Origin of the sequence: Dactylosporangium sp. CS-047395, assembly GCF_050942185.1 — a bacterium.
GTDB lineage: Bacteria > Actinomycetota > Actinomycetes > Mycobacteriales > Micromonosporaceae > Dactylosporangium.
On sequence record NZ_CP192015.1, the window covers coordinates 6246617 to 6267699 of the forward strand.

Below are 21083 nucleotides of genomic sequence, written 5' to 3' on the forward strand. Positions count from 1 at the left end.
CGTGCACCTCCCTCAGTCGCGCGCGATGGCATACCCGACGATCGCCGCCGCCGTCACGATCACATGGCCGGGCGCCAGATTGGCCGCGAGCGCCTCGGCGGCCGCACTGGCGTGCGTGCGGAACCGCTGCGCATGGGGCGAATCGGCGTCGACGTCCTCGACGTGCAGGACCGCCCCGAGCCGCACCCCAGCGGCGTCTGCGTACACCTCGGCCTTGACCCGCGCCGCCGCCACCGCCTGCTGCCGCGCAGCCGCCCGCAGCTCGCGCTTCGCCGTCACGTCGAAGTCGGCCCTTTGATCTCGTTCGCGCCCGCCGCCACCATGTCGACCAACATCGCCTCGACGCCGTCCAGGCCCGCGACTCGACCGATCAGGCCTGTCCGGGAAGCGTCTCGGGGACGAAGGTCCCTCGTCCGGGCACACCGACCACCAGACCGCGATCCCGCAGGATACGAACGACGATCGCGATGGTCGCAGGACTCACGTTGTAAAGATTCGCGAGCGAGTCGTACGTCGGCAGCTGCGATCCCGGCGGGTACTCGCCCAGCCTGATCCGCTCTGCGAGATCTTCCACGATCTGCGACGAGGACATCGGAATTGCGGCCACAAGTCAATCGTGTCCTCTAGGCAGCCTAGAAACTATGGGAACGTTGTGTTCCCTAGGTTATCTAGATAGGTTGGAGAACCGGTGGGCGGCGCGGCGTAGGTCCTGCGAGCCATGGTGCCGCCCGCCCCACGTCCGAGGCCGGAGGGGCGGCATGAGCGAGACCGTTCGTCACACCTTCAGGAGCCCCGCTTGGCAGTGCGAGGTGTGCTCAGTTCCGTGGCCATGCCCGAATCGCCGGGCTCGCCTGCTTGCCAAGTACACCCGAGACCGGCAGCTTCCATATCTGCGCGAGATGCTCCGGTCCTTCATGGCCCGAGCGAAGCGGGACCTGGACCTGACGGACGGGGAGCTTTCGGCACGGTTCGTCGGATGGACATTCATCGCCTCAGCCGCCGCCACTTATCCCGAGGGCCGGGTTTCGAGCATGGAGCTCAAGCACCGCGCAGGCGATCGTTGACGAGACAGCTCCCGCGATGGCCGTAGCCGGCCCAAAGGATTACAGCGGCCCACAACGGGTAGCGCGGCGCGATGGAGTTCCGGCAGGCTGATACCGCGGTCGTGTTCACGGATCCGCAGAATGACGTCCTGAGCGAGACCGGCACCAGCTGGCCGATGCTCGGTGCCAGCGTGACGGAGAACGGCACCGTCGCCAACATGGAACGCATCTTCCAGGCCGCGCAGCACAACGGCTTTCCGGTGTTCATCTCACCCCACTATTTCTACCCCGCCGACCACGCCTGGCAGTTCAACGGTCCGCTCGAATCCGGCGAGCTCGAAACCCACACGTTCGACCGGTCCGGACCGCTCGAACTGGCCGGCTTCCCGAACTCCGGGGCAGACTGGCTGGACCGGTTCAAGCCGTACATCCAGGACGGCAAGACGGTCGTCGTCAGCCCGCACAAGGTCTTCGGCCCGCAGAACAACGACCTCGTCCTGCAGCTGCGCAAGCGCGGCGTCAACAACGTCATCCTCGGCGGGATGCTCGCCAACATGTGCGTCGAGTCGCATCTGCGTGAACTGCTCGAGCAGGGCTTCGAGGTCGCCGTCGCCAGCGACGCCACCGCCGGGCCCCGCCACCCGGACTGGGGCGACGGCTACCAGGCCGCACTCGTCAACTACCGGTTCCTCGCCCACGCGGTCCTGTCCACCGACGAGGTGGTCGACACCATGACCCGCTGACCGGCGGCGGCCGCCTGGCGCTAGCCGAACTCGCTGGAGCGTTCCGACGGTGATGCGGACCGATGCGGGTGCGGCCGGGTCGTTGCCGGGCGACAGCCATGGGCACAGCGAGTGGCCCTGGGACACCGCGGTCGGCGACGAGGAGGGCGGCGACGCCCTCCGCTGTGGCGCACGGATTCGCCGATGCCGCGCGGATGGCCGAGGCGCACGGCTTCCGGCCCGGCCGCGGCGCCCAGCACCTCTGAGCCGGACCGGCTGAGCAGTCAGGCCCGCGGCCGGGACCGGCGGTAGACTGGCGGCCCGGCACCGGACGAGGCAGGCGGCCATGGACGACGGCGTGGACTACGGCGACAAGCTTTTCTGGCTCTCGGTCCTGATCCAGCGTCGGTACGCGCAGATCTGCGCCGAGCTCGACCTGACCCCCATGCAGGCCACGCTGCTGTGCGCGATCAAGGACGAGCCGGGGCGGATGACGCGGCTCGCCACCTCGCTCGGCATGACCAAGAACGCGCTGAGCCAGCTCGTGGACCGTACCGAGCGGCGCGAGCTGGTCAGCCGGGTGAGCTCGGAACAGGACCGGCGGGTCATCATGCTCGGCGTCACGCCCGCGGGGAAGGTGCTCGCCGAGGCGGTGTTCGCCGAGACGGCCAAGCGGCTGCCCGAGATCGCGGCCGGCTTGGACGCCGACGACCGGCAGACCCTCGAACGCGTGGTCACCGCCCTCGTGGACGCGTCCGGCGTGGAGGGGCCCGCCTCGACCTGAGCTGACCGGCCGTTGCATTGATTCATGGCGTGAACTAATATGGTTCATGCCATGAACCAATGAAGGGTGGTCACTGTGCAACAGCAGAACAGCGGCACGATCGTGGTCTTCGGGGCGACGGGACAGCAGGGCGGGGCGGTCGTCGACGGACTGCTGAGCCGCGGAGCGCGGGTGCGGGCCCTCGTACGCACCCCCGAGTCCGACCGGGCGCAGGCGCTGGCCGCCCGCGGCGTCGAGCTGGCCGCCTTCCGCATCGACGAGCCGGCCGCGCAGGTCGCCGCGCTGGACGGTGCCGGCGCGTTCTCCTTCATGACCCCGGACAGCGGCAGCCCGGAGGAGATCGAGGACGAGGTCCGGCTGGGCGCCGCCCTCGTCGACGCGGCGGTCGCCGCCCGCGTGCCGCACGTCGTGTTCAACTCGGTCAGCGGGGCCGAGCGCGACTCGGGCGTCGCGCACTTCGCGTCGAAGGGCCGGGTCGAGCAGTACCTGCGGCAGTCCGGCCTGCGGGCCACGGTGGTCCGCCCGACCGCCTTCATGGAGAGTTTCGCGCACGTGCCGCTGACCGTGGAGGACGGCGAGCTCGTGCTGAAGATGCCACTGCCGGACGGCGTGGGCCTCAAGCTGGTCGCGCTCAAGGACATCGGGCAGGTCGCCGCCGCCATCCTGGTCGGCGCCGCGGACGTGCCCGGCGGCGCCATCGAGGTCGTGGCCGACCAGCTGACGGGCACCCAGATCGCCGCCGCGTTCGGCGCGCACGCCGGGTTTCCGGCCCGCTACGAGGCGCTGCCGCTCAGCGCCGTCACCGACATCGAGGACCGGGCGATGTTCCGCTGGTTCGCGCAGGCGGCGACGTACCCGGCCGACCTCGCGGCCGTGCGGGCGATCGAGCCGGCCGTCTGGGACCTGCCCGCATGGATCCGCTCCTCCGGCTGGACCGCGCCCGCGGACAGCGGCCGGCGCTGAACGTCACGGAGCTCGAACGCGGTCAGTCGGGCAGGTCGGCGATCGTGCGGGCCCAGTCGCGAAGCGGCGAGTCGGGCGCCGCCGCGGTGTACCGGCGGAACTGCTCGCGGCTGTCGGCCCGGCGGATGCCACCCCGCACCGCCGGGGGCTGGTGCCACTGGGTGCCGGCGCCCGGCTGCCAGGTCGCGGCGACGCCGGCGGCGCCGTCGGCCGGGGATTCGACGCCGAAGTACACCTGGCGCACGCCGAGGGCCATGGCCGCGCCGAGGCACATGACGCACGGTTCGAGGTTGACGCCGAGCACCAGCGGCTCCCGGTGGTCGGTCCAGCCGAGCCGCTCGTCGGCCTCCATCATGGCCAGCAGGCCGGCGTGGACCAGCCGGCGGCCATGGCCGCGTTCGCGGGTGTACGCCCAGCCGACCACGTCGTCGCCGGCCACCACCACGGCGCCGATGGGCAGCTCGCCGACCTTCAGGCCGGCCGCGGCGGCCTCGATGGCGGCGCCGACGATCTCCTCGGGAGTCACCCGTCCATCCTCACCCGTCCCGGACCCGGCCAGCCACCTCCGACCGTCCACGAGGGGCTGGCGGCCCGGTCGATTGACCTTGTTCAGTACGGCGCACCGGGTACGGTCGCTGGATGCGTGAGGTGAACCTGTCGGCGGGCCGGATCGTGCAGTACGGGCACTGGGGCCGGCCCGTGCTCGTGTTCCCGTCCGAGGGCGGGACCGCCCACGAGTACGCCGACCGGGGCATGGTGCACGCGCTCGCCCCGCTGATCGAGGCCGGGCGCATCAAGGTGTACTGCGTCGACTCCCGCGACGCCGGCGCGTGGTCGGCCCGCCACCTGCCGATCGAGGAGCGGGCGCGGCAGCACGAGCAGTTCGAGGCCTGGATCGTCGGCGAGGTCGTCCCGTTCGTGCACGACGACACCGGCCCGGACATCATCGCGACCGGTTCGTCGCTCGGGGCGTACCACGCGCTGAACCTGGCCCTGCGCCACGCCCACCTGGTGCCGCAGGCGATCTGCCTGTCCGGCAACTACGACGTCGGCTCGTGGGCGGCGTGGGGCGAGCGCGGCGACGCGACGTACTTCAACAACCCGGCCGACTACGTGCCCGGCCTGCACGGCGCGCACCTGGACTGGCTGCGCTCCCGGCTGTCGCTGGTGCTGGTGTGCGGCCAGGGCCAGTGGGAGGACACCACCGGGTCGCTGGAGCAGACCCGCCGGATGGCCGGCATGCTGCACGGCAAGGGGATCCCGTGCGAGCTCGACGTGTGGGGTCCACGGTGGCCGCACGACTGGCCGTCGTGGCGGGCGCAGATCGCCAAGCACCTGCCCCGCTTCTGTTGAAGTTCAGCCGGTGTACCCGCGGTCGCCCGGCATGGGCCGCACGGTCACCCCGGCGGCGGTGAGGAACTGGCGGATCTGGGCGGCATGCTCCACGACGTGCAGCGGCATGCTCCCGACGAGGACGCCGAACAGCATGCCCCGGTATCGATGCGCGTCCGGCAGCGGGCGAGCGGCCAGGTCCTCGGTGAGGCCGTCGAGGGACTGGCGGACGCGGTTGCGGGAGTACTGGACGTACCAGAGAAGCTCCGGCTTGGAAAAGACGCGGTTGGGGAAGCTGTAGGTGTTGTCGTCGAACGGCGGCGGGGGCGCCCACGGCTCGAACTCGCCGGCCAGGTCGTAGTCGAGCGTGCTGAGCGCGTGATAGCCGAGGAACCAGGGTGCCGAGCCGTGCAGGCCGCCGTGCGGCGTGGGTGCGGTGGGCGCCTCGTCAGGCCAGAGGTCCGCCTGCCACAGCTCGTCGGGGCAGTCGGTGAGGGCCGCCTCCAGCAGCCGCAGCGCCTGCTCGAAGTTGTGGCCCATGCTCTGCACGAACGGATTCGACACACCGCCGGTATACCCGTACGGATGACCACATTCGACGAGGCCACGCCCGACAGTGTCACGGTGCGGCTGTACCTCGAGGACGTCGAGTCGATCCGCGCGGCGCTGCGGTAGTGGCACGACACCGTGGCCGGCGCGCTGCTGGACGCGAGCCTGCCCGCCGGTTCGGCGCCGCCCCCGGCGTCGGTGTGGGCGGCCGACCAGCAGGTCGACGACTGGGAGCGGGGCCTCACCGAGGACGCCGACGCACTGCACAGCACCTGGTACTTCGGCCCGGACGACGCGTTCACCGTGCGTGCGTTCGCCCACCGCTTCGTGAGTCGCCGGCGGCTGACGCTGGACGCCCACGCGAGCTTTCCGCCCGAGCGTGAGGGCGCCGTGCTCGCGGCCGCAGTCGAGCTGGTCCGGGCCGTGGACGGCGCCGTGGATCTCGACTACGGCCAGGTGTCGTTCGGGGCCGAGCCGGCCCGGCTGGACCCGTACCACCCCGGGCTCGACGCGGCGCTCAACCGGGACCCGCAGCAGCGATCGGGCCGGCGCGGTCCGCGCTGCGCGGGTACGACTGGGTCACCCTCGTGCCCCGCGAGCTGGCCGACCGGCTCGGCGGCGGCGCGGCGTTGCGGGCCTCCGGAGCGTTCCACCGGGTGGACGAACTCGCCCACGGCAGCTTGCTGGCCCAGGCCACGGCGTCGCCGCGGGCCTTCACCCGCGAGGCCGCCCGAGCCGTCGCCGACGCGCTGCGGCCGGTGTTCGCCCCGGTACGCACCGCCGCATCGTGGGGCGTCGAGGTGACCGAGGACGTGGCCGGCATGGCGCGGCAGTGGCGCTTCGAAGGTCTTTCGTACTCGGCGCTGGGCCGGACGGCGGCCCGCGTCCTGGCCGTCGACGTCGACTCGGACCGGCACTTCGGCGAGGCACTGTGCCGGGCGAGCGCCGCGTTCCTCGGCGCGGACGTGGACCGGCAGCCCTGGTCCTGACCGCCGCCGGGCGTGGAAGTCCGGCCCGGCGGGGTGTTGATGTGTTGGACTTGCGGCATGCAGATGCGTCCCGTGGAGTTGGCGGCGATCCGGGCCGGCGAGGTCGACCTGGCGTTCCGGCGGTGGGATCGGCCGCGGGTCAAGGTCGGCACCCGGATGCGTACCGCCGTCGGGCTGGTTGAGATCACCTCCGTGGACCGGGTGGCGGTGAGTTCGCTGACGGCCGAGGACGCGCGCCGGGCCGGGGCCGGGTCGCTCGCGAAGCTGCGGGAAGGGCTGGACCGGGTGCACGCCGAGCGGCCGGTGTATCGGATCGGGATGCGGTACGCCGGTGACGACCCGCGGCTCGCGCTGCGCGAGGCGGTGCCCGACGCCGCGGAGATCGAGGCGCTCGTCGCCTGGCTCGATCGGCTCGATCGGGCCTCGGCGAGCGGGCCCTGGACGCGGGCGACGCTGCTGCTCATCGACGCGCAGCCGGCCCGGCGGGCGCCTGACCTCGCGGAGCAGATGGGGCGGGACACCGCGAGTTTCAAGCAGAACGTGCGCAAGCTCAAGGAGCGGGGGCTGACCGAGTCGCTCGACATCGGGTACCGGCTCTCGCCGCGCGGCGCCGCGCTGCTCGATCACGAGGGGCATCCGCGGGCGAGCGTCGGGCGGGCCGAACCGGAGCCGGGGCTTCCGCTGCCGCGGATCGGGGCGGCGGCGAACCGGGCGCTCACCGCGCACGGGGTGGTGCGGCTCGAGCAGGTCGCCGGGCTCACCGAGGGTGAGCTGCTCGCGCTGCACGGGGTCGGGCCCTACGCCGTCCGGCAGCTGCGGGCGGCGATGGAGGCCGCCGGGCTGGCGTTCCGGGAGTAGCGCCAGTTCCGTGACGCAGTCCGTGACGCCCAGCCGCCGGCACGTCCGCTCTCGATATGCAGCCCGGGCATGCTGTGCACGGTGCCCGGTGGCGGTCCCGTGCTTGTCCAGGCGGACGGCGCTCCCCCGCCGAGCCCGGCCGGAAGCGCTGATCACGGGCGATGGATCGGCCCGGTCGCGCAACGCGACTACGCTATTCGGATGCGGGGCAACGCTCCGCACGGTGTGACCTGGAGGTGTGGTCCGTCGCCATGAGCCGCAGACTAAAGTTCGCGATCGGCCTCGCCGCGGTGGTGGTGGCCGGGCTGGTGGTCTTCGTCGTCAGCCGGGCGCCCGCCGGCGCCGGCAGCCCCGAGTCGGCGGTCGACGAGTACCTCGCGGCCCTCGACGCGCGTGATCGTGACCGGCTCGAACGGCTCGCCGACCCGGAGAACGACGCCGCCGGTGAGATCACCGGGCGGCTCGAACGGCTCGGCGGCGGACGCCTGGTGGCCGCGGGCAGCCGCGTGACCGGCACCGAGTCGGCCTTCACGAAAGTCGCGGACATCAGCGGCTCGATCGGCGGAGCGCCGTACGCGGACAGGCTCTGGCTGCATGCCGGTGCGGCGTCCTGGCCGCACAGCGGCATCCGTTGGTTCGTCGTGCTCGGACCGAACCGCAACGCCCATCCGAAGGGCGCCTCGACCTGAGCCTGGCGGCCGCTCGCAGAACGCCGTCGTCACGGTAGCAGCGTGCGCGCGTCCGGCCCGCCGCCTCACCCGCGCCTGGTGCGCCGGCGAGGGAGCGGTCAATGCCGGCTTGTACCTGCTATTGCGCCGCCGGCACGCTCTGGTGCATTGCCGCGCGTGATCGGACCTCGCCCGTGAGGCCGCGCATGTAGCCGACGTTGCGCGGGATGTTCCACCACAGCCCCGTCCGGCTCTTGAGCAGGCGCTTGACGATGTGCCGGGGACCGTAGAACTGGGTCTTGGCCCACTCGTAGCCGGCGAGCAGCTCGTCGGGCGACATGAGCAGCGGCCGGTGCACGACGTGTGTCTTGCCGTTGTAGTGCCGCCAGTCGCGGTCGACGATCCGGCCCTCGGCCTGCAGCCGGGTGTAGGCGGGGGTGCCGGGGTAGGGCACCATCAGGCTGATCGTCGCGTTGTCCAGGCCGATCTCGCCCATGACGTCCACGGTACGGGCGAAGATGTCCTTGGTGTCGTTGTCGAACCCGAACATGATGCCCGCCTGGACCGCGATGCCGTGCACATGGAACCGCTTCAGCAGCTGCTGGTACTCGCTGACCCGGTTGTGGGCCTTGTCCGCACCGGCGAGGCTCTCCTGGCTGACGCTCTCGAGGCCGAGGAAGAGCGCTTTGCACCCGCTCTCGGCGGCGAGGCGCAGGAACTCGTCGTCCCTGACCGAGGCCATGGTCGTCTGGCTGGTCCACCACTTGTTGAGCGGTGCCAGCGCGCGGAAGAGCGCTTTGGCGTACCGCGGATTGGCGCCGATGTTGTCGTCCCAGAAGACGATGCCCTTGTCGGGGATGGCGGCGACCTCTGCCGCCACTTCCTCGACCGGCCGGAACCGCATCTGGCGGGCGTCGGGGTAGAGCACCGGGATGGTGCAGTAGTCGCACCGGTGCGGGCAGCCGCGCGTGGCGATGATCGCCCCGCTGGTCGCCCACCGCTTGTTCCAGCCGCCGTGGCGGATCAGATCCCGCCGGGCCCACGGCAGACCGGCGAGGCTGGCCGGCTGCGGACACCGGTAGATCCTGGCGCCGTTGGGCAGGACTTCGACATTCGCACCGGTACCCTCGTCGATGGTGTGCCGGCCGACGGTGTACCGAGTCTCCCGCTCGATGTCGTGCAGGACCCGCGGCCACACCGTCTCGGCCTCGCCGACCACGACGATGTCGGCGAACTCGGCGACTTCGAGCGGCATGAGCGTGGCGTGCGGACCGCCCATCGCCACCGTGACGCCGTTCGCCCGGAACGCATCGGCCAGCTCGTACGCGTGCGGCGCACCCGGCGTGGCAGCGGTGATACCCACCAGGTCGCAGCGCTGTCCGGGGTCGGCTGTGTGCGTGATTTCGTCGGTGTGCGTCACCGTCCAGCTCCCGGGCGTGAGCGCGGCGAGCAGCGGCATGGTCAGCTGCGGGAAGCGGATGAGCTCGCGGTCCCGGGCCTGCAGCGTGAGCGGGTCTTCCGCGGTGATGAGATGAACGTGCATGTCCCCTCCTCGATCAACATCGGGGCGCATACGGCGTCTGGACTGAGCCCTTCCGTCGTCATCATGCTGGCCATGGCGGGGTGCGGCGTCAACGCCTGTCTCAGTACCGTGTTGTCGCCTCAGGCATGACAGCGCACGCGCGCCAGGAGCGTGCCGGGGTCGGCCGCGTCGAAGTACGCCTCGAGGGCCAGCGCGTGCTCGTCGGCGCCGCGGTCGCCGGTCGCCTCGCTGCACCAGTCGCCGGTGAGCGTGATGTAGACGTACGTGGACAGAGCCTGGGCGGCGGCGCGGGCCAGGTGGGCCTCGCGGCCGCCGGCGATGGTGGCGACCGGGTCGGCGAGCAGGAACCGGAACGTGAAGTACGGGTGGCGCTGGGTCGCCGCCGCGAGCGCGACCGCCTGGATCGCGGGCTGGGCCAGCCAGTCCCCTCGATCTCACCAAGAAGGCCTGGGGTCAGCTCGACGACGCCGACATGATCAAGGCCCTCGGCGACGCCGCGAAGGCGGTGCCGTTCACCGCCATGGTCGACGAGATCGGCCACCTCACGCAGGTGAGCGTCAGCGTCCCCGCCTACGCCGACAACGCCGCCTCGGCCACGACCGTGACGCTCGCCGGCTTCGGCCAGCCGGTCACCGCCACCGCCCCGGCCGCCGCCGACGTCATCGAGGCCCCCGCCTCGCTGTACGACATGCTCAACAGCGAGGGTTAGCGGACTTTGCCGCCACCGCGCGGCGCATCACGTCGTCCTTGACCCGTTCCCAGTCCCGCCGCAGCGGTTTGACGGGTCGCGACCCAGTTCCGTCGCTCAGCCGATGCCCTGTGCGGGCCGGCCTTCCCAGAGGTCAACGGCGATGGCGACGGCCTCGGCGGCGGTACTCACCTGCGCGATGGCTGCGCCGCTCCGCCATTCCGTGACGGCGTAGGCACCGTCCTGAGAAGTCACTAGCGTCACAAAGCGCGGCGTGAACGGCCACGGGGTGGCGGAGAAGCTCAGATCCCAGTGGTCGGTGAACGGATAGAGCACGCGCAGCTTCGGCTCGGCGTAGGCAGCTTCGACGAGGGCCGAATACTCGGGCCAGTCCGCCTGCCGGGCGTCCTTGAGCAGGTACTGCCACTCCGCGGCGACGACGGCGGCGGCATTGCCGTCCGGCACCTCGAGACGACCGGTCAGGACGTCGAACGGTGCCGCCCGGGCAATCTCGTCGAGACTGGCTCCCTCCGCCCAGCCCAGCAGCACCCTGGGAAGCTGACGCAGGTCAGGCGTGGTCCCGCTGATCAGGATCCCGTTGTTCGCCGAGCCGGAAACCCACCATCTGCGCTCGAACTTCCAGGCCGACACGAACAGCGCTTCGCGATGCGGGAGCACGCTGGGCAGGGTCGCATGGCGCACCGGGTCGGACGGGGTGGCGATCATGCTGAGGGACAGGCCTTGCTCGGCCGCCGCGGTCCGGAGCGCGGCGGCAAGGCTGCCCTGTGCGGCCACGTCCGGGTACAGCACGGCCGGGTCCGGCGCTTCCCTCAACCTCAACTCCGATCGAATGACGGGCGAAGACGTCATGGCAGCGCCGGGGCACGCCGGTGGCTGCGAGCATGCTCAGCCGCGGTACGTCTGCGCGTGCCGGACGGCAGGGGCGATGAGCGCCGCGATGGGGATCGGCAGTGGTCCTCGATCGGGCTGGGCAATGTTGACCACGACCCAGTTGTCGTTGACCCGGGCGAAGGCGACGGCGATGTGGAAGTTGAACGCGGTGCCGGCGGTGGCGTCGGCCAGCCCGACCGACTCGAAGCCCCGAGCCCCTTCCGGCAGGCCGGACGACAGGGTCTGCCGCTCGTTGCCGCCCGAGCACTGCCGCACCGTGTCCGGGTCGAGGGCGAGGTCCAGCAGGTTGACGCCCTGGCCCGTCGGCCACACCGCGCTGTACACGCGCACACCGTCGTCGAGGGTGAACACGGCATGCCGGGTGCCGGCCGGCGAGACGTTCATCTGGCCCAGGCCGCTCTGCAGGCCGCACATGCCGTAGTCGAGGTCGCCGCTGCTGTCGGCGCTGAGTGAGACCGAGCGCACCGGCGCTGGGATGTCGCCCGCCTGCAGCAGGTAGGGCGGGGTGTCCAGGCGGTGCTGGTGGCGGTGCATGAGCACGGCCGTGGTCGCACCCGCGACGACCACCACGGCCACCAACGCCGTCAGCGACCAACCAGCTTTGCGCACATCCGGGAGCCTAACGAACGGCAGCAAGGCTCAGAGCCACCTGCGCTTCTTGAACACACGGTGCAACCCGACGCCCGAGGCGACCATCAAGGCCAGCGCGAACGGGTAGCCCAGCAGCCAGTGCAGCTCCGGCATGTGGTCGAAGTTCATCCCGTACACCGCGGCCACCAGCGACGGGGCGAAGAAGATCGCCGCCCATGACGAGATTTTCTTGACCTCCTCGCTCTGGGCGTAACTGGCCTCGGTCAGCCGCTGCACCTCCTCGCTCTGCCGGGCGGCGGCGGTGGTCGCCCGCAGGGTGAGCAGGCCGTGGTAGAACTCGATGACGCCCTGCAGGTACTCGCGTTCGCCGTCGGCAAGACGCCGTACTCGCGCGAACTGGTCCGCGTTGTCGGACACGAGCGGGGTGTGCCCGTCGGGCAGGCCGTCCAGCGCGGCCAGCCGGCCGTAGATCGCGCCGCTGAGGGCCGCCATCGTGCGGACCGCGAGCAGGCCGTGCCGGACCCGGAACAGCTCCTCCAGGAACTGCTCGGGGTGGCCGACGTGCCCGCCGGTGACCTGCTGCTCCAGCCGCCACACGTCCGCCGTTGCCTGCTCGAGGTACTCCTCCAGGGTACGGGTCAGGGCGGTGACGATGGCGTGCGAGAGCTCCAGCGGGGACTCGACGGTGAGCCGGCCCGATTCGAGACGGTTGAGCACGGCCACGGTCTCGCGTTCGGCGGAGGCCGGGTCCACCGCCGGGTTGACCGGGCCGTGCACGGTGATCAGGTAGTCGTGGCCGATGAACTGATCGAGCTCGAGGTAGTGCACATGTCCACGGGCGCCGGGTTCGGGTCCGTGCAGGATCACCAGCACGCAGTCCGGGTACGCGTGCATCTTCGGCAGGCGGTTGCGTTCCAGCGCGTCCTTGACCGCGAGGGGATGGAAGCCGAAGAGCGTGGCCAGCAGGTGCTCGGTGTCCGGGTCACCGGCGGGGACGTCGACCCACACGAAGCCGTCGGAGCGGTGCCGCAGTGCGGCGACGGCAGCGGCGTCGTGCCGCTCGAGGCCGGCTCGGGTGACCAGGTAGACGTTCACCTGATCAGCCTGCCGCCCGACGCCCGCCGGCCAGGCACTTCTTGACGCGTTCTTAACGCCTCCAGCACCACGCGCCCGCAGTACCGCATGGCTGAATTGAGGAGACGTATCGCGGACCCGAGAGGAGCCCGGTTGAGCGCCCCGACGACCACCGGACCGGAACGCACCAGGAGCCGGCCGGTGCGCCGATGGTTGCTCTCCGGACTGTCGGAGCAGTCGCTGCAGCACGCCGGGCCGCACGCCCGGCCGGCCGAGCACAAGGCGCACTCCTGGTGGAAGGTGATGTGCCTGACCGGCGTCGACTACTTCTCCACCCTGGGATACCAGCCCGGGATCGCCGCCCTGGCGGCCGGGGTGCTCTCGCCGGTCGCGACCGCCGTGCTGGTACTCGTCACGCTGCTCGGGGCACTGCCGGTGTACCTGCGGGTGGCCCGCGACAGCCCGCACGGCGAGGGCTCGATCGCCATGCTCGTGCGGCTGCTGTCATACTGGCAGGGCAAACTCTTCGTGCTGGTGCTGCTCGGCTTCGCGGCCACCGACTTCATCATCACCATCACCCTGTCCGCGGCCGACGCCACCGCGCACATCAACGAGAACCCGTTCTGGCCGGAGAGCCTCAAGGGCCACGAGGTCATCGTCACCCTCGTGCTGGTCGGGCTGCTCGGTGCGGTGTTCCTCAAGGGCTTCACCGAGGCGATCGGCATCGCCGTCGGCCTGGTCGGGATCTACCTGCTGCTCAACGCCGTCGTCGTCGGCGACGGGCTGTGGCGGGTGATCAGCCACCCGGCGGCTGTCGGTGACTGGACCAGCGCCCTGACCACCCAGCACGGCGATCCGCTCATGATGATCGGTATCGCGCTGCTCGTATTCCCCAAGCTGGCGCTGGGCCTGTCCGGCTTCGAGACCGGCGTGGCCGTCATGCCGCACGTCAAGGGCGACCGCGACGACACCGAGTCCCGGCCGGCCGGACGCATCCGGGGCGCCCGCCGGCTGCTCACCACAGCTGCCGTGATCATGAGCGTCTTCCTGATCACCAGCAGCATCGTCACCACCGTGCTCATCCCGGCGGACCAGTTCGAGCCGGGCGGCGCCGCCAACGGCCGGGCCCTGGCGTTCCTGGCCCACCAGAACCTCGGCGGTGCGTTCGGCACGGTCTACGACATCGCCACCATCGCCATCCTGTGGTTCGCCGGCGCGTCGGCCCTGGCCGGCCTGCTCAACCTGGTGCCGCGTTACCTGCCGCGCTACGGGATGGCTCCGACGTGGGCCCGCGCGGTGCGCCCGCTGGTGCTGGTGTTCACCGCCACGGCGTTTCTCATCACCGTGCTGTTCGACGCCGACGTCGACGCGCAGGGTGGCGCCTACGCCACGGGTGTGCTGGTGCTCATCACCTCGGCGGCGGTCGCGGTGACCCTGTCGGCGCGCCGTCGCCGCGAGCACGGCAAGACCGCCGGGTTCGCGGCCATCACGGCGGTGTTCGCGTACACGACCGTGGCCAACGTGGTCGAGCGGCCCGACGGCGTGAAGATCGCCGCCTGCTTCATCGGCGCCATCATCACGGTGTCGCTGCTGTCGCGGCTGTACCGCGCCTTCGAACTGCGGGTGACGCACGTGGACACCGACGCGGCCGCCGAGCGGTTCGTCAACGAATGCGCCCGGCGCGGCATCCGGCTGATCGCCAACGAGCCTGATCGCCGCGACGCCGGGGAGTACCGGGCCAAGCTCGCCCAGATCACCGAGGACAACGACATCCCGGACGGCCGCGACGTCATCTTCGTCGAGGTCGAGGTCACCGACCCGTCGGAGTTCGAGGAGGCGCTGCGGGTGCGGGGCGAGGTCCGGCACGAGCGGTACCGGGTCCTGGTCATGGAGAGCTCCTCGGTCCCCAACGCCCTGGCCGCGCTGCTGCTGCACATCCGCGACCGCACCGGCCGGCGGCCGCACATCTACTTCGAGTGGACCGAGGGTAACCCGGCCCTGAATTTCCTGCGGTACCTGGCGTTCGGCCAGGGCGAGGTGGCGCCGGTCACCCGGGAGATCCTGCGCCAGGCCGAGCCCAAGCGCGCCCGCCGGCCGCACGTGCACGCCGGCTGAACGCCGCCCGACGGTCCACGCACCGAGGTGGATCCGGTCGCCGTCGCCGACCGGATCCCGCCGGGCTTTCACCGGGCGCCGGCCCGCCGCCCTCCCCGCGCAGCCGGGCGAGCAGTTGCTGCAGGCCGGTCAGGTCGCGGCACGACACGAGCACCAGCAGGTCGGCGTCGCCCGCCAGCAGCCATGCGGTGCCGACGGCCGGGCTGCGGCGCAGCAGCCGGTGCAGCCGCGCCACGCCCGGTCGGCGGCGCGCACCAGAACGGCCGCCTGGACGTCACCGGTGCCGGACATCGGCGCCTGCGTGCGGCGGCAGCGCCGGTCGCGGCGCCGAAAAGACCTCGGTGAGGCATGCCGCCAACGGTGGCACCGCCGCCGCGGCCGGGACAGGGTCATTGACGCATTGCTACACGTGACGGCGTACGGATTTCGTCAGGCCGCAGGCCGGCAGGCAGCGGGCGGCGCCGGTGGCACGGTCGGCATCGTGCCCTACCGCGCCCCCCTGCGTTTCTGGAATCCCTACGCTCGGCACCGCTTTCTTGACGCCGCACGCGGGGTTGGCTGCGTCTACGTGACGGTTGTGCTCGAGCGCGAACGCCGCGTGGTCGTCGGTGTCTCCCAGTCCCTGGCGGGCCTCGCCGCCCCGCGGTACGCCGTGCAGGAGGCGCAGCAGCGCGGGGCGCCACTGCACGCGATCCGCACCTGGGCACTGCCTGCACACTGGCACGGACCGGCGGTCGACGCCTGGCGGCACGAACCGCGCACCGAGGCCCGCCGCTACATCGTCGAGACTTTCGATGCGGCCGGCGACGAGAGTGACCTGCTGATCGTCGGCGGGCGCGGCGGCTGGCGGCGCCGCTGGCCGAGCTGGGTGGTCCGCCGCTGCTTGGGCGCCGCCCGATGCCCGGTGATCGTCGTGCCACCGCCCGAGCTGGCCAGGGCTCGCCGCCGCCTGACCCGGAGGCTGAATCAGGACCTTGAGCACCTCGTCCGGATCCGCTGACCGGCGGGCCGGCGGGTGTGCGAGCGGGCCCGGACGGGATGCGGCCCGACCGGCGAGGGACCGTCGTGCATTGACCTGCGCAGTACGGCCGGGTTGCGCAGCCAGATAGATTCAATACACTAGCTTCATGAATCTAACGCGCCTCGTGATTCTTGGTCTGCTCGTCGAGCGCGGCGCCCAGCACGGCCATCAGCTGCGCCGGGCCGTGCAGGTGACCAAGGCCGACGATTGGGCCGGGGTCGGCGCCGGCTCGCTGCACCGCGAACTGCGCAAGCTCGCCGACGAGGCGCTGATCGAAGCGGTCCGCGTCGAGCGCGTCGACCGCCGCCCGGAGCGGACCGTCTACCAGATCACCGACGCCGGCCGGGGCGAGCTCGACACGCTGCGCGAACGGGCGATGGCCACGCTGCACGACGCCGGGGACCCGATGGCGGCTGGACTGATCTTCGCCGGGTCGGTCGGGCGGGAGGTGCTCCGCGATCTGGTCCTGCGCCATCGCCGAGCCGCCGAGCAGGAACTCGCGCGGCTGCTCGAGGAGCGGGAGCGCGGGGAGCGCGAAGGGTACCTGCGGCCGGAAATCTCCCCGCTGCAAACGGCCGCGTTCCGCCGGGCCGAGCTGCGGGTGCGCGCCGAACTGGCGTGGCACGACGAGTGGGACGCGATCCTGGCCCGGGCCGACGAGGCGCGCGCATGACCGCGACCGGCTGGCCGGCGCTGCGGCACCCGCTGTTCGTGCGGCTGTGGGTCGGCGGGATCGTCTCCGCCGTCGGCACGCAGATGAGCAACGTCGCGAAGGTCTGGGTGCTCTTCGCGCTGACCGGGTCGGCGGCGGCACTTGGCATGGAAGGGCTCTGTTTTTCGGTACCGATGATGCTCCTGCCGCTGTTGACCGGTCCCCTCGCGGACCGGGTCGACCGGGCCCGCCTGCTGCGCTGGACCATGGCCGCCGAGGCGGGCCTGGCGGCCGGGCTCGCCGTCACCGCCACGACCGGGACGTTGACACCGCTGCTGTTGTACGCCACGGCCGCCCTCGAAGCCGCCCGCCTGGCCGTCGACATTCCGGCCCGCGGCGCGCTCATCGCCACCGTCGTCCCGGCCGAGGTGCTGCACAGCGCGCAGTCGCTGTCCTCGACGGTGTACAGCGCCTCCGCGCTCGTCGGCCCGGCGGTCGGCGGTCTGCTGCTCGCAGCCGGTCAGCCGTCCTGGGTGTTCGCCGTCAACGCCGTGAGCTGTCTCGTCGCGCTGGCCATGTTCCGGGGCATGCCCAGTCCCGGCCGGGAGCGCCACGCGTTGCCGCGCCTCGGCGACGGTCTGCGCTTCGCGGCCCGGCACCGGGTGCTGCTCGCCCTGCAGGCCATCCTGCTCACCAGCGGCGCTCTGGTCATCGGCGTCGAGACGCTCCTGCCGGTGCTCGACACGACCCTGTGGCACGGCGGCTCGCTCGGGTACGGTCTGCTGCGCGCGGCCCCCGGTCTCGCCGCCATCGCCGCCGGGCTGGTGCTGGCTCGCGGCCGCGCACCGGTGACACCCGGGCGGACCATCGCGTGGTGTGTGGCGGCGGCTGCTGTGGCCCTTGCCGCGGTACCGGTGGCGCCGTGGTTGCCGGTGGCCTTTGTCTTGCTCACGCTCGGCTCGATCGCCGTCAGCGCGGCCCAGGTGCACACCATGACCCGGCTGCAGCAGCTCGTCACCGACGACGTGCGCGGCGCGATCGGCGGGCTGACCGCGATGACGATGAGCGGCTTCGCGGGCGTCGGCGCCGCGGCCATGGCCCTCGCCGCAGCGGGTGCCGGTCCCACGCCGGTCATCGCGGTGGTCGCCGCGGCGGCCGCACTCACCGGCCTGACCGCCCTCGCTAAGCCTCGATTGCCCGCACCGAGTGGGTCGTCGACAGCGAACCTTGATCGCTGTACGTGACCGCGAGCCGGCTGCCCGCGAGCCATACGGCGAGGGGTCCAGCGCTCCGCGCAGCGCCGCCCGGGTGCCGACGCCGAGTTTGGGGAAAATCCGTTGCAGGTGCGTGCTCATGGTCCGGTGCGACACGTACAGCCGCTGCCCGATCACGCGGTTGGTCAGCCCTTCCGCGGCCAGTTGCGCGATCTGCGCTGGCCCGGTCGAGCCAGTGCACGTCCTCGACGACGAGCAGCACCGGCCGGTCGGCGGCGAGCTCCCCGACCAGGTCGAGCGTGGCCAGGGCGAGCAGCGCCGGGTCGGAGGCGACTTCCCTGCCCGGCCGAAGGCGGCCAGGAGCGGCTCGGGCAGCGGGTCGACCTCCCCCAGCACCGGCCCGAGCAGCTGGTGCAGCCCGGCGAACGCGACCTGCGCCTCGGACTCGACTCCGGTCGTGGTCAGCACGCGCAGCCCGGCGGCGGCCGCCTGCCGGGTGGCCCAGGCCAGGACCGCCGACATGCCGATCCCGGCGTCGCCCCGCACGAGGACCGCCCCGCCGTGCCCGGCCTGGACCCGCCTGACCAGCGCCCCGACGGTTCGCGCGGCGTCCTGGCGGCCGATCAGCGCAGTACGGTCCTCGATCACGGCTTCGTCATCGCTGCTCCGGCGGGAAGTCGGTCGAGCGGCTGAGCTCCTCTCAGGTGGCGAGGTCGAGGTCGACGGCGGCGCGCCCGGCCGTGACGACCGTCAGCCGCGGCGGGCACAGCGACAAGGGACGCCCGCCGGCGCACGCGCGGCCCGGCGATGCCCATCGTCACGGCGCCCGCGGTCACCAGCAAGGGCCGCAGCAAACCGCTTCGGTAGTTGCTGACGAGGCCGGTCCCGGTGACGACCCGTTCGGGATCGCCACGGTCCACGTACACCGTGATGGTGTCGCCCTGCGTGACACCGGCGTCATCGGCGATGGAGCCGAGCCCGACGCGATGGGTGACACCGCCGACCTCGTACCGGATCCGGATCCACGCCCCGCCGGTCCGGGCACCACCCCAGGTGCTGACCTGCTCGACGACGGCCGGAACGGCAACTCCCTCCCGCACCAGGCGGCCGGGAGCGGTATACCAGTCGACGGCGGCGACGATCCCGAGTACGACCACGGCAGCACCGACGATCAGCAACCCGAGCGCCACCCCCTGGCGTGAACCTTGCCCGACGTGGAGGTAACCGAGGAAGCGCCGTAGCCGCCGGCTCAACGCTCCCCCACGCGGGCGAAGGTCGGTTCCGCCGCCTCCAGTCGTGGTGCCGCGATGCCCAGCCGCCGGGCCTCCGCGAGGGTGTCGCGGCAGACCACAGGCGGCTCCTCGGCGTCAGGGTCGGAGTGCGCCTCGAAGTTCACGCGCAGCGGGGCGACGTGCGCGGTCAGCCAGGCGAGCACGGGCGCCATCAGCCAGCTGGGCGCCCGGAACAGCAGCACACCACCTCGGTGCCGGCGCAGGTCGACGCCCCGCGCCTCCAGCAGCGGCAGCAGCTCGCGCCCGGCCAGCAGCGCCTCACGGAAGTCGCGCGGCGCCCCGGCGGGTTTGGACAGCGAACCGACACGCAGGCCCTGCGAGAACAGGCCGGCGTCCGATACAAAATGGACCCACAGCCAGCCGCGAAAGTCGGACTGTTCCTTAATGCGCAGCCCGGCCTCGCGAAACACCTGGCGCACCGCCCGTTCCCGGTCGGTCGGGGGCCGGCCGAGGGTGCCGAAGAGGACGGACGGCAGGAGCCCGCCCCGCAGGACGCCGTCCGTGCCGAAACCGCCGCCGCCCTGAGGGAAGCCCCAGGCGACCTGCTCGACGGGCAGCGCGCCGATCGCGGCCAGCGGCTCGGTCCAGATGTTGCCGAACACCAGCACGGTGGCCGATCGATTTGGAGGTCGTCTCCACTTTGCAGTAGATATGGAGGTCATCTCCATTTGTCAACACGAGGAGGCGCATGACCGCCGACAAGCCGATGCGGGCCGATGTCCGGCGCAACCGGGAGGCGCTGCTCGCCACCGCCCGGGAGGTGTTCGACGCCGGCGAGTTCTTCGAGCTGCGCTTCGACGACTTCGCGCGGCTGGCCGGGGTGGGCACCGGCACGCTGTACCGCCACTTCCCCACCAGAGAAGCGCTGGCCGAGGCGGTGTACCACGGGGAGGTCGCCGCGCTGTGCGACCGCGCCCGCGAACTCCGGGCCACGCTGCCGGCGGCCGAGGCGCTGGCGGCCTTCCTGCGGGGCATGGTCGAGCACATGGATGTCCACAAGGGACTGGCCCGGACCCTCGCCACGCTCATGGCCGGCCGCTCCGGGGTCCTCGCCGAGGGCAGCCAGGCGCTGGAGCAGGCCGTCACCGACCCGGTGGCCGCGGCCGTGCGGGACGGCACCGTGCGCGCCGACGTGGGGGCCGGGGCCGTGATGATGGCGCTGCACGGCATCGGCGCGGCCCACGACCGGCCGGGGTGGCGCGCCGAGACCGGCGACGTCATCACCCTCGTGCTCGACGGGCTCCGCCGATCGGACAGCCGGGGGCGCTGAACGGCCATTTCCATGTGCGACGGGTACCCCGCGACGCCTAGGAAGGAGGCATGGCCAACGAGGTGACCGTTCCCCTGCTGCCCTGCGCGTCCATCGACGACATCGAGGCGTTCTACGGAGTCCTCGGGTTCCGCACCACGTACAAGCAGCGCAAGCCCAACGCGTGTGTCGGGGTACAACGGGAGGATCTGCAGTTGCAGTTCTTCGAGATCCCCGGGTTCGATCCGGAGCAGTCCTACGGCTCCTGTCTCGTGCTCACCGCGGACATCGAGGGGCTGCACCGGGCGTTCGCGGACGGCATGCGCGCCGCGTACGGCAAGGTGCTGGTGTCCGGAACGCCGCGGATGACCCGGCCGCGGGCCCGCAAGAACGCCGACGGGGTGGGCGGGTTCAGCGTCATCGACCCTGGCGGCAACTGGATCCGCGTCTTCCGGCACGCCGCCGCCGCGCCTGCCGCCCCGCCGGCCGGGCGGCTCGGCAAGGCCCTGGCGAACGCGGTCGTGCAGGCCGATTCCCGGGGCAGCGCCGGGCAGGCCGTCCGGATTCTCGACAGCGCACTGGCCCGCCCGCAGGACGGCGACGACCCGGTCGAGCAGGTCGAGGTGCTGGTGTACCGCGCCGAACTCGCGCTGGTACTGCACGATCCCACGACCGCGGCCGCGATGCTGGCCCGCGCCCGGTCCGTCACGCTCTCCCACGACGAAGCCGAACGGGCGGCGTCCGCGTTCGACAATGCCGCCGAACTCGCCGCCGCGCTGCCCTGACCCGCGGGCGGCGGAACTTTCATCGCGGCCGCCAGGTCG

At 72.0% G+C, this 21083-nt stretch carries 26 protein-coding genes and 1 pseudogene; 15 read left to right on the top strand and 12 right to left on the bottom strand.

All coding sequences use genetic code 11. The features are described from left to right. Positions 1 to 12: 12 nt before the first annotated feature. Both ACQP00_RS29270 and ACQP00_RS29275 read right to left on the bottom strand, forming a co-directional pair. On the bottom strand, positions 13 to 279 hold the full coding sequence (locus ACQP00_RS29270) for an SIMPL domain-containing protein (RefSeq protein WP_433200715.1): 267 nt from the start codon (positions 277 to 279) through the stop codon (positions 13 to 15). 91 nt (positions 280 to 370) lie between these two features. Beyond that, a complete protein-coding gene (locus ACQP00_RS29275; protein WP_433200718.1) occupies positions 371 to 607 on the bottom strand; it encodes a winged helix-turn-helix domain-containing protein in 237 nt (78 codons plus the stop codon). Between the two features lie 528 nt (positions 608 to 1135). Between ACQP00_RS29275 and ACQP00_RS29280 the strand changes: the two genes are divergently transcribed. The 3 genes from ACQP00_RS29280 to ACQP00_RS29290 all read left to right on the top strand — a co-directional run bounded on the left by ACQP00_RS29280 (position 1136) and on the right by ACQP00_RS29290 (position 3512). Next, complete coding sequence (locus ACQP00_RS29280; protein ID WP_433200721.1) at positions 1136 to 1786, top strand: cysteine hydrolase; 651 nt, start codon at positions 1136 to 1138, stop codon at positions 1784 to 1786. A gap of 325 nt (positions 1787 to 2111) precedes the next feature. Continuing rightward, a complete protein-coding gene (locus tag ACQP00_RS29285) occupies positions 2112 to 2549 on the top strand; it encodes a MarR family winged helix-turn-helix transcriptional regulator (RefSeq protein ID WP_433200724.1) in 438 nt (145 codons plus the stop codon). A gap of 75 nt (positions 2550 to 2624) precedes the next feature. Further along, a complete protein-coding gene (locus tag ACQP00_RS29290) occupies positions 2625 to 3512 on the top strand; it encodes an NmrA family NAD(P)-binding protein (protein ID WP_433200727.1) in 888 nt (295 codons plus the stop codon). A gap of 22 nt (positions 3513 to 3534) precedes the next feature. Here the strand turns inward: ACQP00_RS29290 and ACQP00_RS29295 are convergent, their stop codons facing one another. Next, on the bottom strand, positions 3535 to 4038 hold the full coding sequence (locus ACQP00_RS29295) for a deaminase (RefSeq protein WP_433200729.1): 504 nt from the start codon (positions 4036 to 4038) through the stop codon (positions 3535 to 3537). A gap of 113 nt (positions 4039 to 4151) precedes the next feature. On the opposite strand from ACQP00_RS29295, the gene ACQP00_RS29300 reads away from it, so the two are divergent. Next, positions 4152 to 4865, top strand: coding sequence for an esterase family protein (locus tag ACQP00_RS29300; RefSeq protein ID WP_433200732.1), 714 nt, complete (start codon positions 4152 to 4154; stop codon positions 4863 to 4865). A 3-nt stretch (positions 4866 to 4868) separates the two neighbouring features. Here ACQP00_RS29300 and ACQP00_RS29305 read toward each other — a convergent pair whose 3' ends face one another. After that, positions 4869 to 5408 (bottom strand): DinB family protein, encoded by a 540-nt coding sequence (locus ACQP00_RS29305; protein ID WP_433200735.1) that lies wholly within the window; start codon positions 5406 to 5408, stop codon positions 4869 to 4871. 572 nt (positions 5409 to 5980) lie between these two features. Here ACQP00_RS29305 and ACQP00_RS29310 point away from each other — a divergent pair. The 3 genes from ACQP00_RS29310 to ACQP00_RS29320 all read left to right on the top strand — a co-directional run bounded on the left by ACQP00_RS29310 (position 5981) and on the right by ACQP00_RS29320 (position 7929). Continuing rightward, positions 5981 to 6382: a hypothetical protein gene (locus ACQP00_RS29310; RefSeq protein WP_433200738.1), complete on the top strand. Its 402-nt coding sequence runs from the start codon at positions 5981 to 5983 to the stop codon at positions 6380 to 6382. A gap of 57 nt (positions 6383 to 6439) precedes the next feature. After that, complete coding sequence (locus tag ACQP00_RS29315) at positions 6440 to 7240, top strand: hypothetical protein (RefSeq protein ID WP_433200741.1); 801 nt, start codon at positions 6440 to 6442, stop codon at positions 7238 to 7240. 251 nt (positions 7241 to 7491) lie between these two features. Continuing rightward, complete coding sequence (locus ACQP00_RS29320) at positions 7492 to 7929, top strand: hypothetical protein (protein WP_433200744.1); 438 nt, start codon at positions 7492 to 7494, stop codon at positions 7927 to 7929. Between the two features lie 118 nt (positions 7930 to 8047). Here ACQP00_RS29320 and ACQP00_RS29325 read toward each other — a convergent pair whose 3' ends face one another. Beyond that, complete coding sequence (locus ACQP00_RS29325) at positions 8048 to 9451, bottom strand: B12-binding domain-containing radical SAM protein (protein WP_433200747.1); 1404 nt, start codon at positions 9449 to 9451, stop codon at positions 8048 to 8050. 125 nt (positions 9452 to 9576) lie between these two features. On the opposite strand from ACQP00_RS29325, the gene ACQP00_RS29330 reads away from it, so the two are divergent. Next, the gene (locus ACQP00_RS29330; RefSeq protein WP_433200750.1) at positions 9577 to 9927 is read left to right on the top strand and encodes a hypothetical protein; all 351 of its coding nucleotides are present in this window, start codon (positions 9577 to 9579) and stop codon (positions 9925 to 9927) included. Beyond that, positions 9924 to 10160 (top strand): hypothetical protein, encoded by a 237-nt coding sequence (locus ACQP00_RS29335; protein WP_433200753.1) that lies wholly within the window; start codon positions 9924 to 9926, stop codon positions 10158 to 10160. Before ACQP00_RS29330 ends, ACQP00_RS29335 begins: the two co-directional genes overlap by 4 nt. A 96-nt stretch (positions 10161 to 10256) precedes the next feature. Here the strand turns inward: ACQP00_RS29335 and ACQP00_RS29340 are convergent, their stop codons facing one another. The 3 genes from ACQP00_RS29340 to ACQP00_RS29350 all read right to left on the bottom strand — a co-directional run bounded on the left by ACQP00_RS29340 (position 10257) and on the right by ACQP00_RS29350 (position 12737). Then, complete coding sequence (locus ACQP00_RS29340) at positions 10257 to 10949, bottom strand: DUF6193 family natural product biosynthesis protein (RefSeq protein ID WP_433200756.1); 693 nt, start codon at positions 10947 to 10949, stop codon at positions 10257 to 10259. A gap of 96 nt (positions 10950 to 11045) precedes the next feature. Then, positions 11046 to 11660, bottom strand: a complete 615-nt coding sequence (locus tag ACQP00_RS29345) for a hypothetical protein (protein ID WP_433200759.1) — start codon at positions 11658 to 11660, stop codon at positions 11046 to 11048. A 30-nt stretch (positions 11661 to 11690) separates the two neighbouring features. After that, the gene (locus ACQP00_RS29350) at positions 11691 to 12737 is read right to left on the bottom strand and encodes a magnesium transporter CorA family protein (protein WP_433200762.1); all 1047 of its coding nucleotides are present in this window, start codon (positions 12735 to 12737) and stop codon (positions 11691 to 11693) included. A gap of 87 nt (positions 12738 to 12824) precedes the next feature. Here ACQP00_RS29350 and ACQP00_RS29355 point away from each other — a divergent pair, with 87 nt between their 5' ends. Next, the gene (locus ACQP00_RS29355) at positions 12825 to 14831 is read left to right on the top strand and encodes an amino acid transporter (RefSeq protein ID WP_433200765.1); all 2007 of its coding nucleotides are present in this window, start codon (positions 12825 to 12827) and stop codon (positions 14829 to 14831) included. Here ACQP00_RS29355 and ACQP00_RS29360 read toward each other — a convergent pair. Then, positions 14764 to 15066, bottom strand: coding sequence for an Lrp/AsnC ligand binding domain-containing protein (locus ACQP00_RS29360; RefSeq protein WP_433200768.1), 303 nt, complete (start codon positions 15064 to 15066; stop codon positions 14764 to 14766). The two genes, ACQP00_RS29355 and ACQP00_RS29360, sit on opposite strands and share 68 nt — an antisense overlap. On the opposite strand from ACQP00_RS29360, the gene ACQP00_RS29365 reads away from it, so the two are divergent. The 3 genes from ACQP00_RS29365 to ACQP00_RS29375 all read left to right on the top strand — a co-directional run bounded on the left by ACQP00_RS29365 (position 14947) and on the right by ACQP00_RS29375 (position 17748). Further along, positions 14947 to 15831 (top strand): hypothetical protein, encoded by an 885-nt coding sequence (locus ACQP00_RS29365; protein ID WP_433224368.1) that lies wholly within the window; start codon positions 14947 to 14949, stop codon positions 15829 to 15831. The two genes, ACQP00_RS29360 and ACQP00_RS29365, sit on opposite strands and share 120 nt — an antisense overlap. Before the next feature lie 127 nt (positions 15832 to 15958). Next, on the top strand, positions 15959 to 16525 hold the full coding sequence (locus tag ACQP00_RS29370) for a PadR family transcriptional regulator (protein ID WP_433200771.1): 567 nt from the start codon (positions 15959 to 15961) through the stop codon (positions 16523 to 16525). Continuing rightward, on the top strand, positions 16522 to 17748 hold the full coding sequence (locus ACQP00_RS29375; protein ID WP_433200774.1) for an MFS transporter: 1227 nt from the start codon (positions 16522 to 16524) through the stop codon (positions 17746 to 17748). The genes ACQP00_RS29370 and ACQP00_RS29375 overlap by 4 nt, the downstream gene beginning before the upstream one ends. A gap of 114 nt (positions 17749 to 17862) precedes the next feature. On the opposite strand, the pseudogene ACQP00_RS29380 reads toward ACQP00_RS29375, so the two are convergent. The 3 genes and pseudogenes from ACQP00_RS29380 to ACQP00_RS29390 form a co-directional block, all read right to left on the bottom strand. Then, positions 17863 to 18240 (bottom strand): annotated as a pseudogene (locus ACQP00_RS29380) (hypothetical protein); the annotation flags it as partial. 122 nt (positions 18241 to 18362) lie between these two features. Further along, complete coding sequence (locus ACQP00_RS29385; RefSeq protein WP_433200777.1) at positions 18363 to 18908, bottom strand: DUF3592 domain-containing protein; 546 nt, start codon at positions 18906 to 18908, stop codon at positions 18363 to 18365. A 59-nt stretch (positions 18909 to 18967) separates the two neighbouring features. Next, positions 18968 to 19618, bottom strand: coding sequence for a hypothetical protein (locus ACQP00_RS29390; protein ID WP_433200780.1), 651 nt, complete (start codon positions 19616 to 19618; stop codon positions 18968 to 18970). An 80-nt stretch (positions 19619 to 19698) separates the two neighbouring features. On the opposite strand from ACQP00_RS29390, the gene ACQP00_RS29395 reads away from it, so the two are divergent. Then, positions 19699 to 20280 carry a TetR/AcrR family transcriptional regulator gene (locus ACQP00_RS29395; protein WP_433200783.1) on the top strand — a complete coding sequence of 194 codons (582 nt, stop codon included), beginning with the start codon at positions 19699 to 19701 and terminating at the stop codon, positions 20278 to 20280. Positions 20281 to 20330: 50 nt separating this feature from the next. After that, positions 20331 to 21044: a VOC family protein gene (locus ACQP00_RS29400; protein ID WP_433200786.1), complete on the top strand. Its 714-nt coding sequence runs from the start codon at positions 20331 to 20333 to the stop codon at positions 21042 to 21044. The last annotated feature ends 39 nt before the right edge of the window (positions 21045 to 21083 follow it).

Excerpts from the sequence above, each read along its gene's own strand:
- ACQP00_RS29320 (WP_433200744.1), top strand. The coding sequence starts at position 7,492 with ATGAGCCGCAGACTAAAGTTCGCGATCGGCCTCGCCGCGGTGGTGGTG.
- ACQP00_RS29370 (WP_433200771.1), top strand. The coding sequence starts at position 15,959 with ATGAATCTAACGCGCCTCGTGATTCTTGGTCTGCTCGTCGAGCGCGGC.
- ACQP00_RS29400 (WP_433200786.1), top strand. The coding sequence starts at position 20,331 with ATGGCCAACGAGGTGACCGTTCCCCTGCTGCCCTGCGCGTCCATCGAC.
- ACQP00_RS29285 (WP_433200724.1), top strand. The coding sequence starts at position 2,112 with ATGGACGACGGCGTGGACTACGGCGACAAGCTTTTCTGGCTCTCGGTC.
- ACQP00_RS29335 (WP_433200753.1), top strand. The coding sequence starts at position 9,924 with ATGATCAAGGCCCTCGGCGACGCCGCGAAGGCGGTGCCGTTCACCGCC.
- ACQP00_RS29355 (WP_433200765.1), top strand. The coding sequence starts at position 12,825 with ATGGCTGAATTGAGGAGACGTATCGCGGACCCGAGAGGAGCCCGGTTG.
- ACQP00_RS29325 (WP_433200747.1), bottom strand. The coding sequence starts at position 9,451 with ATGCACGTTCATCTCATCACCGCGGAAGACCCGCTCACGCTGCAGGCC.
- ACQP00_RS29330 (WP_433200750.1), top strand. The coding sequence starts at position 9,577 with ATGACAGCGCACGCGCGCCAGGAGCGTGCCGGGGTCGGCCGCGTCGAA.
- ACQP00_RS29395 (WP_433200783.1), top strand. The coding sequence starts at position 19,699 with ATGACCGCCGACAAGCCGATGCGGGCCGATGTCCGGCGCAACCGGGAG.
- ACQP00_RS29375 (WP_433200774.1), top strand. The coding sequence starts at position 16,522 with ATGACCGCGACCGGCTGGCCGGCGCTGCGGCACCCGCTGTTCGTGCGG.
- ACQP00_RS29280 (WP_433200721.1), top strand. The coding sequence starts at position 1,136 with ATGGAGTTCCGGCAGGCTGATACCGCGGTCGTGTTCACGGATCCGCAG.
- ACQP00_RS29300 (WP_433200732.1), top strand. The coding sequence starts at position 4,152 with ATGCGTGAGGTGAACCTGTCGGCGGGCCGGATCGTGCAGTACGGGCAC.
- ACQP00_RS29315 (WP_433200741.1), top strand. The coding sequence starts at position 6,440 with ATGCAGATGCGTCCCGTGGAGTTGGCGGCGATCCGGGCCGGCGAGGTC.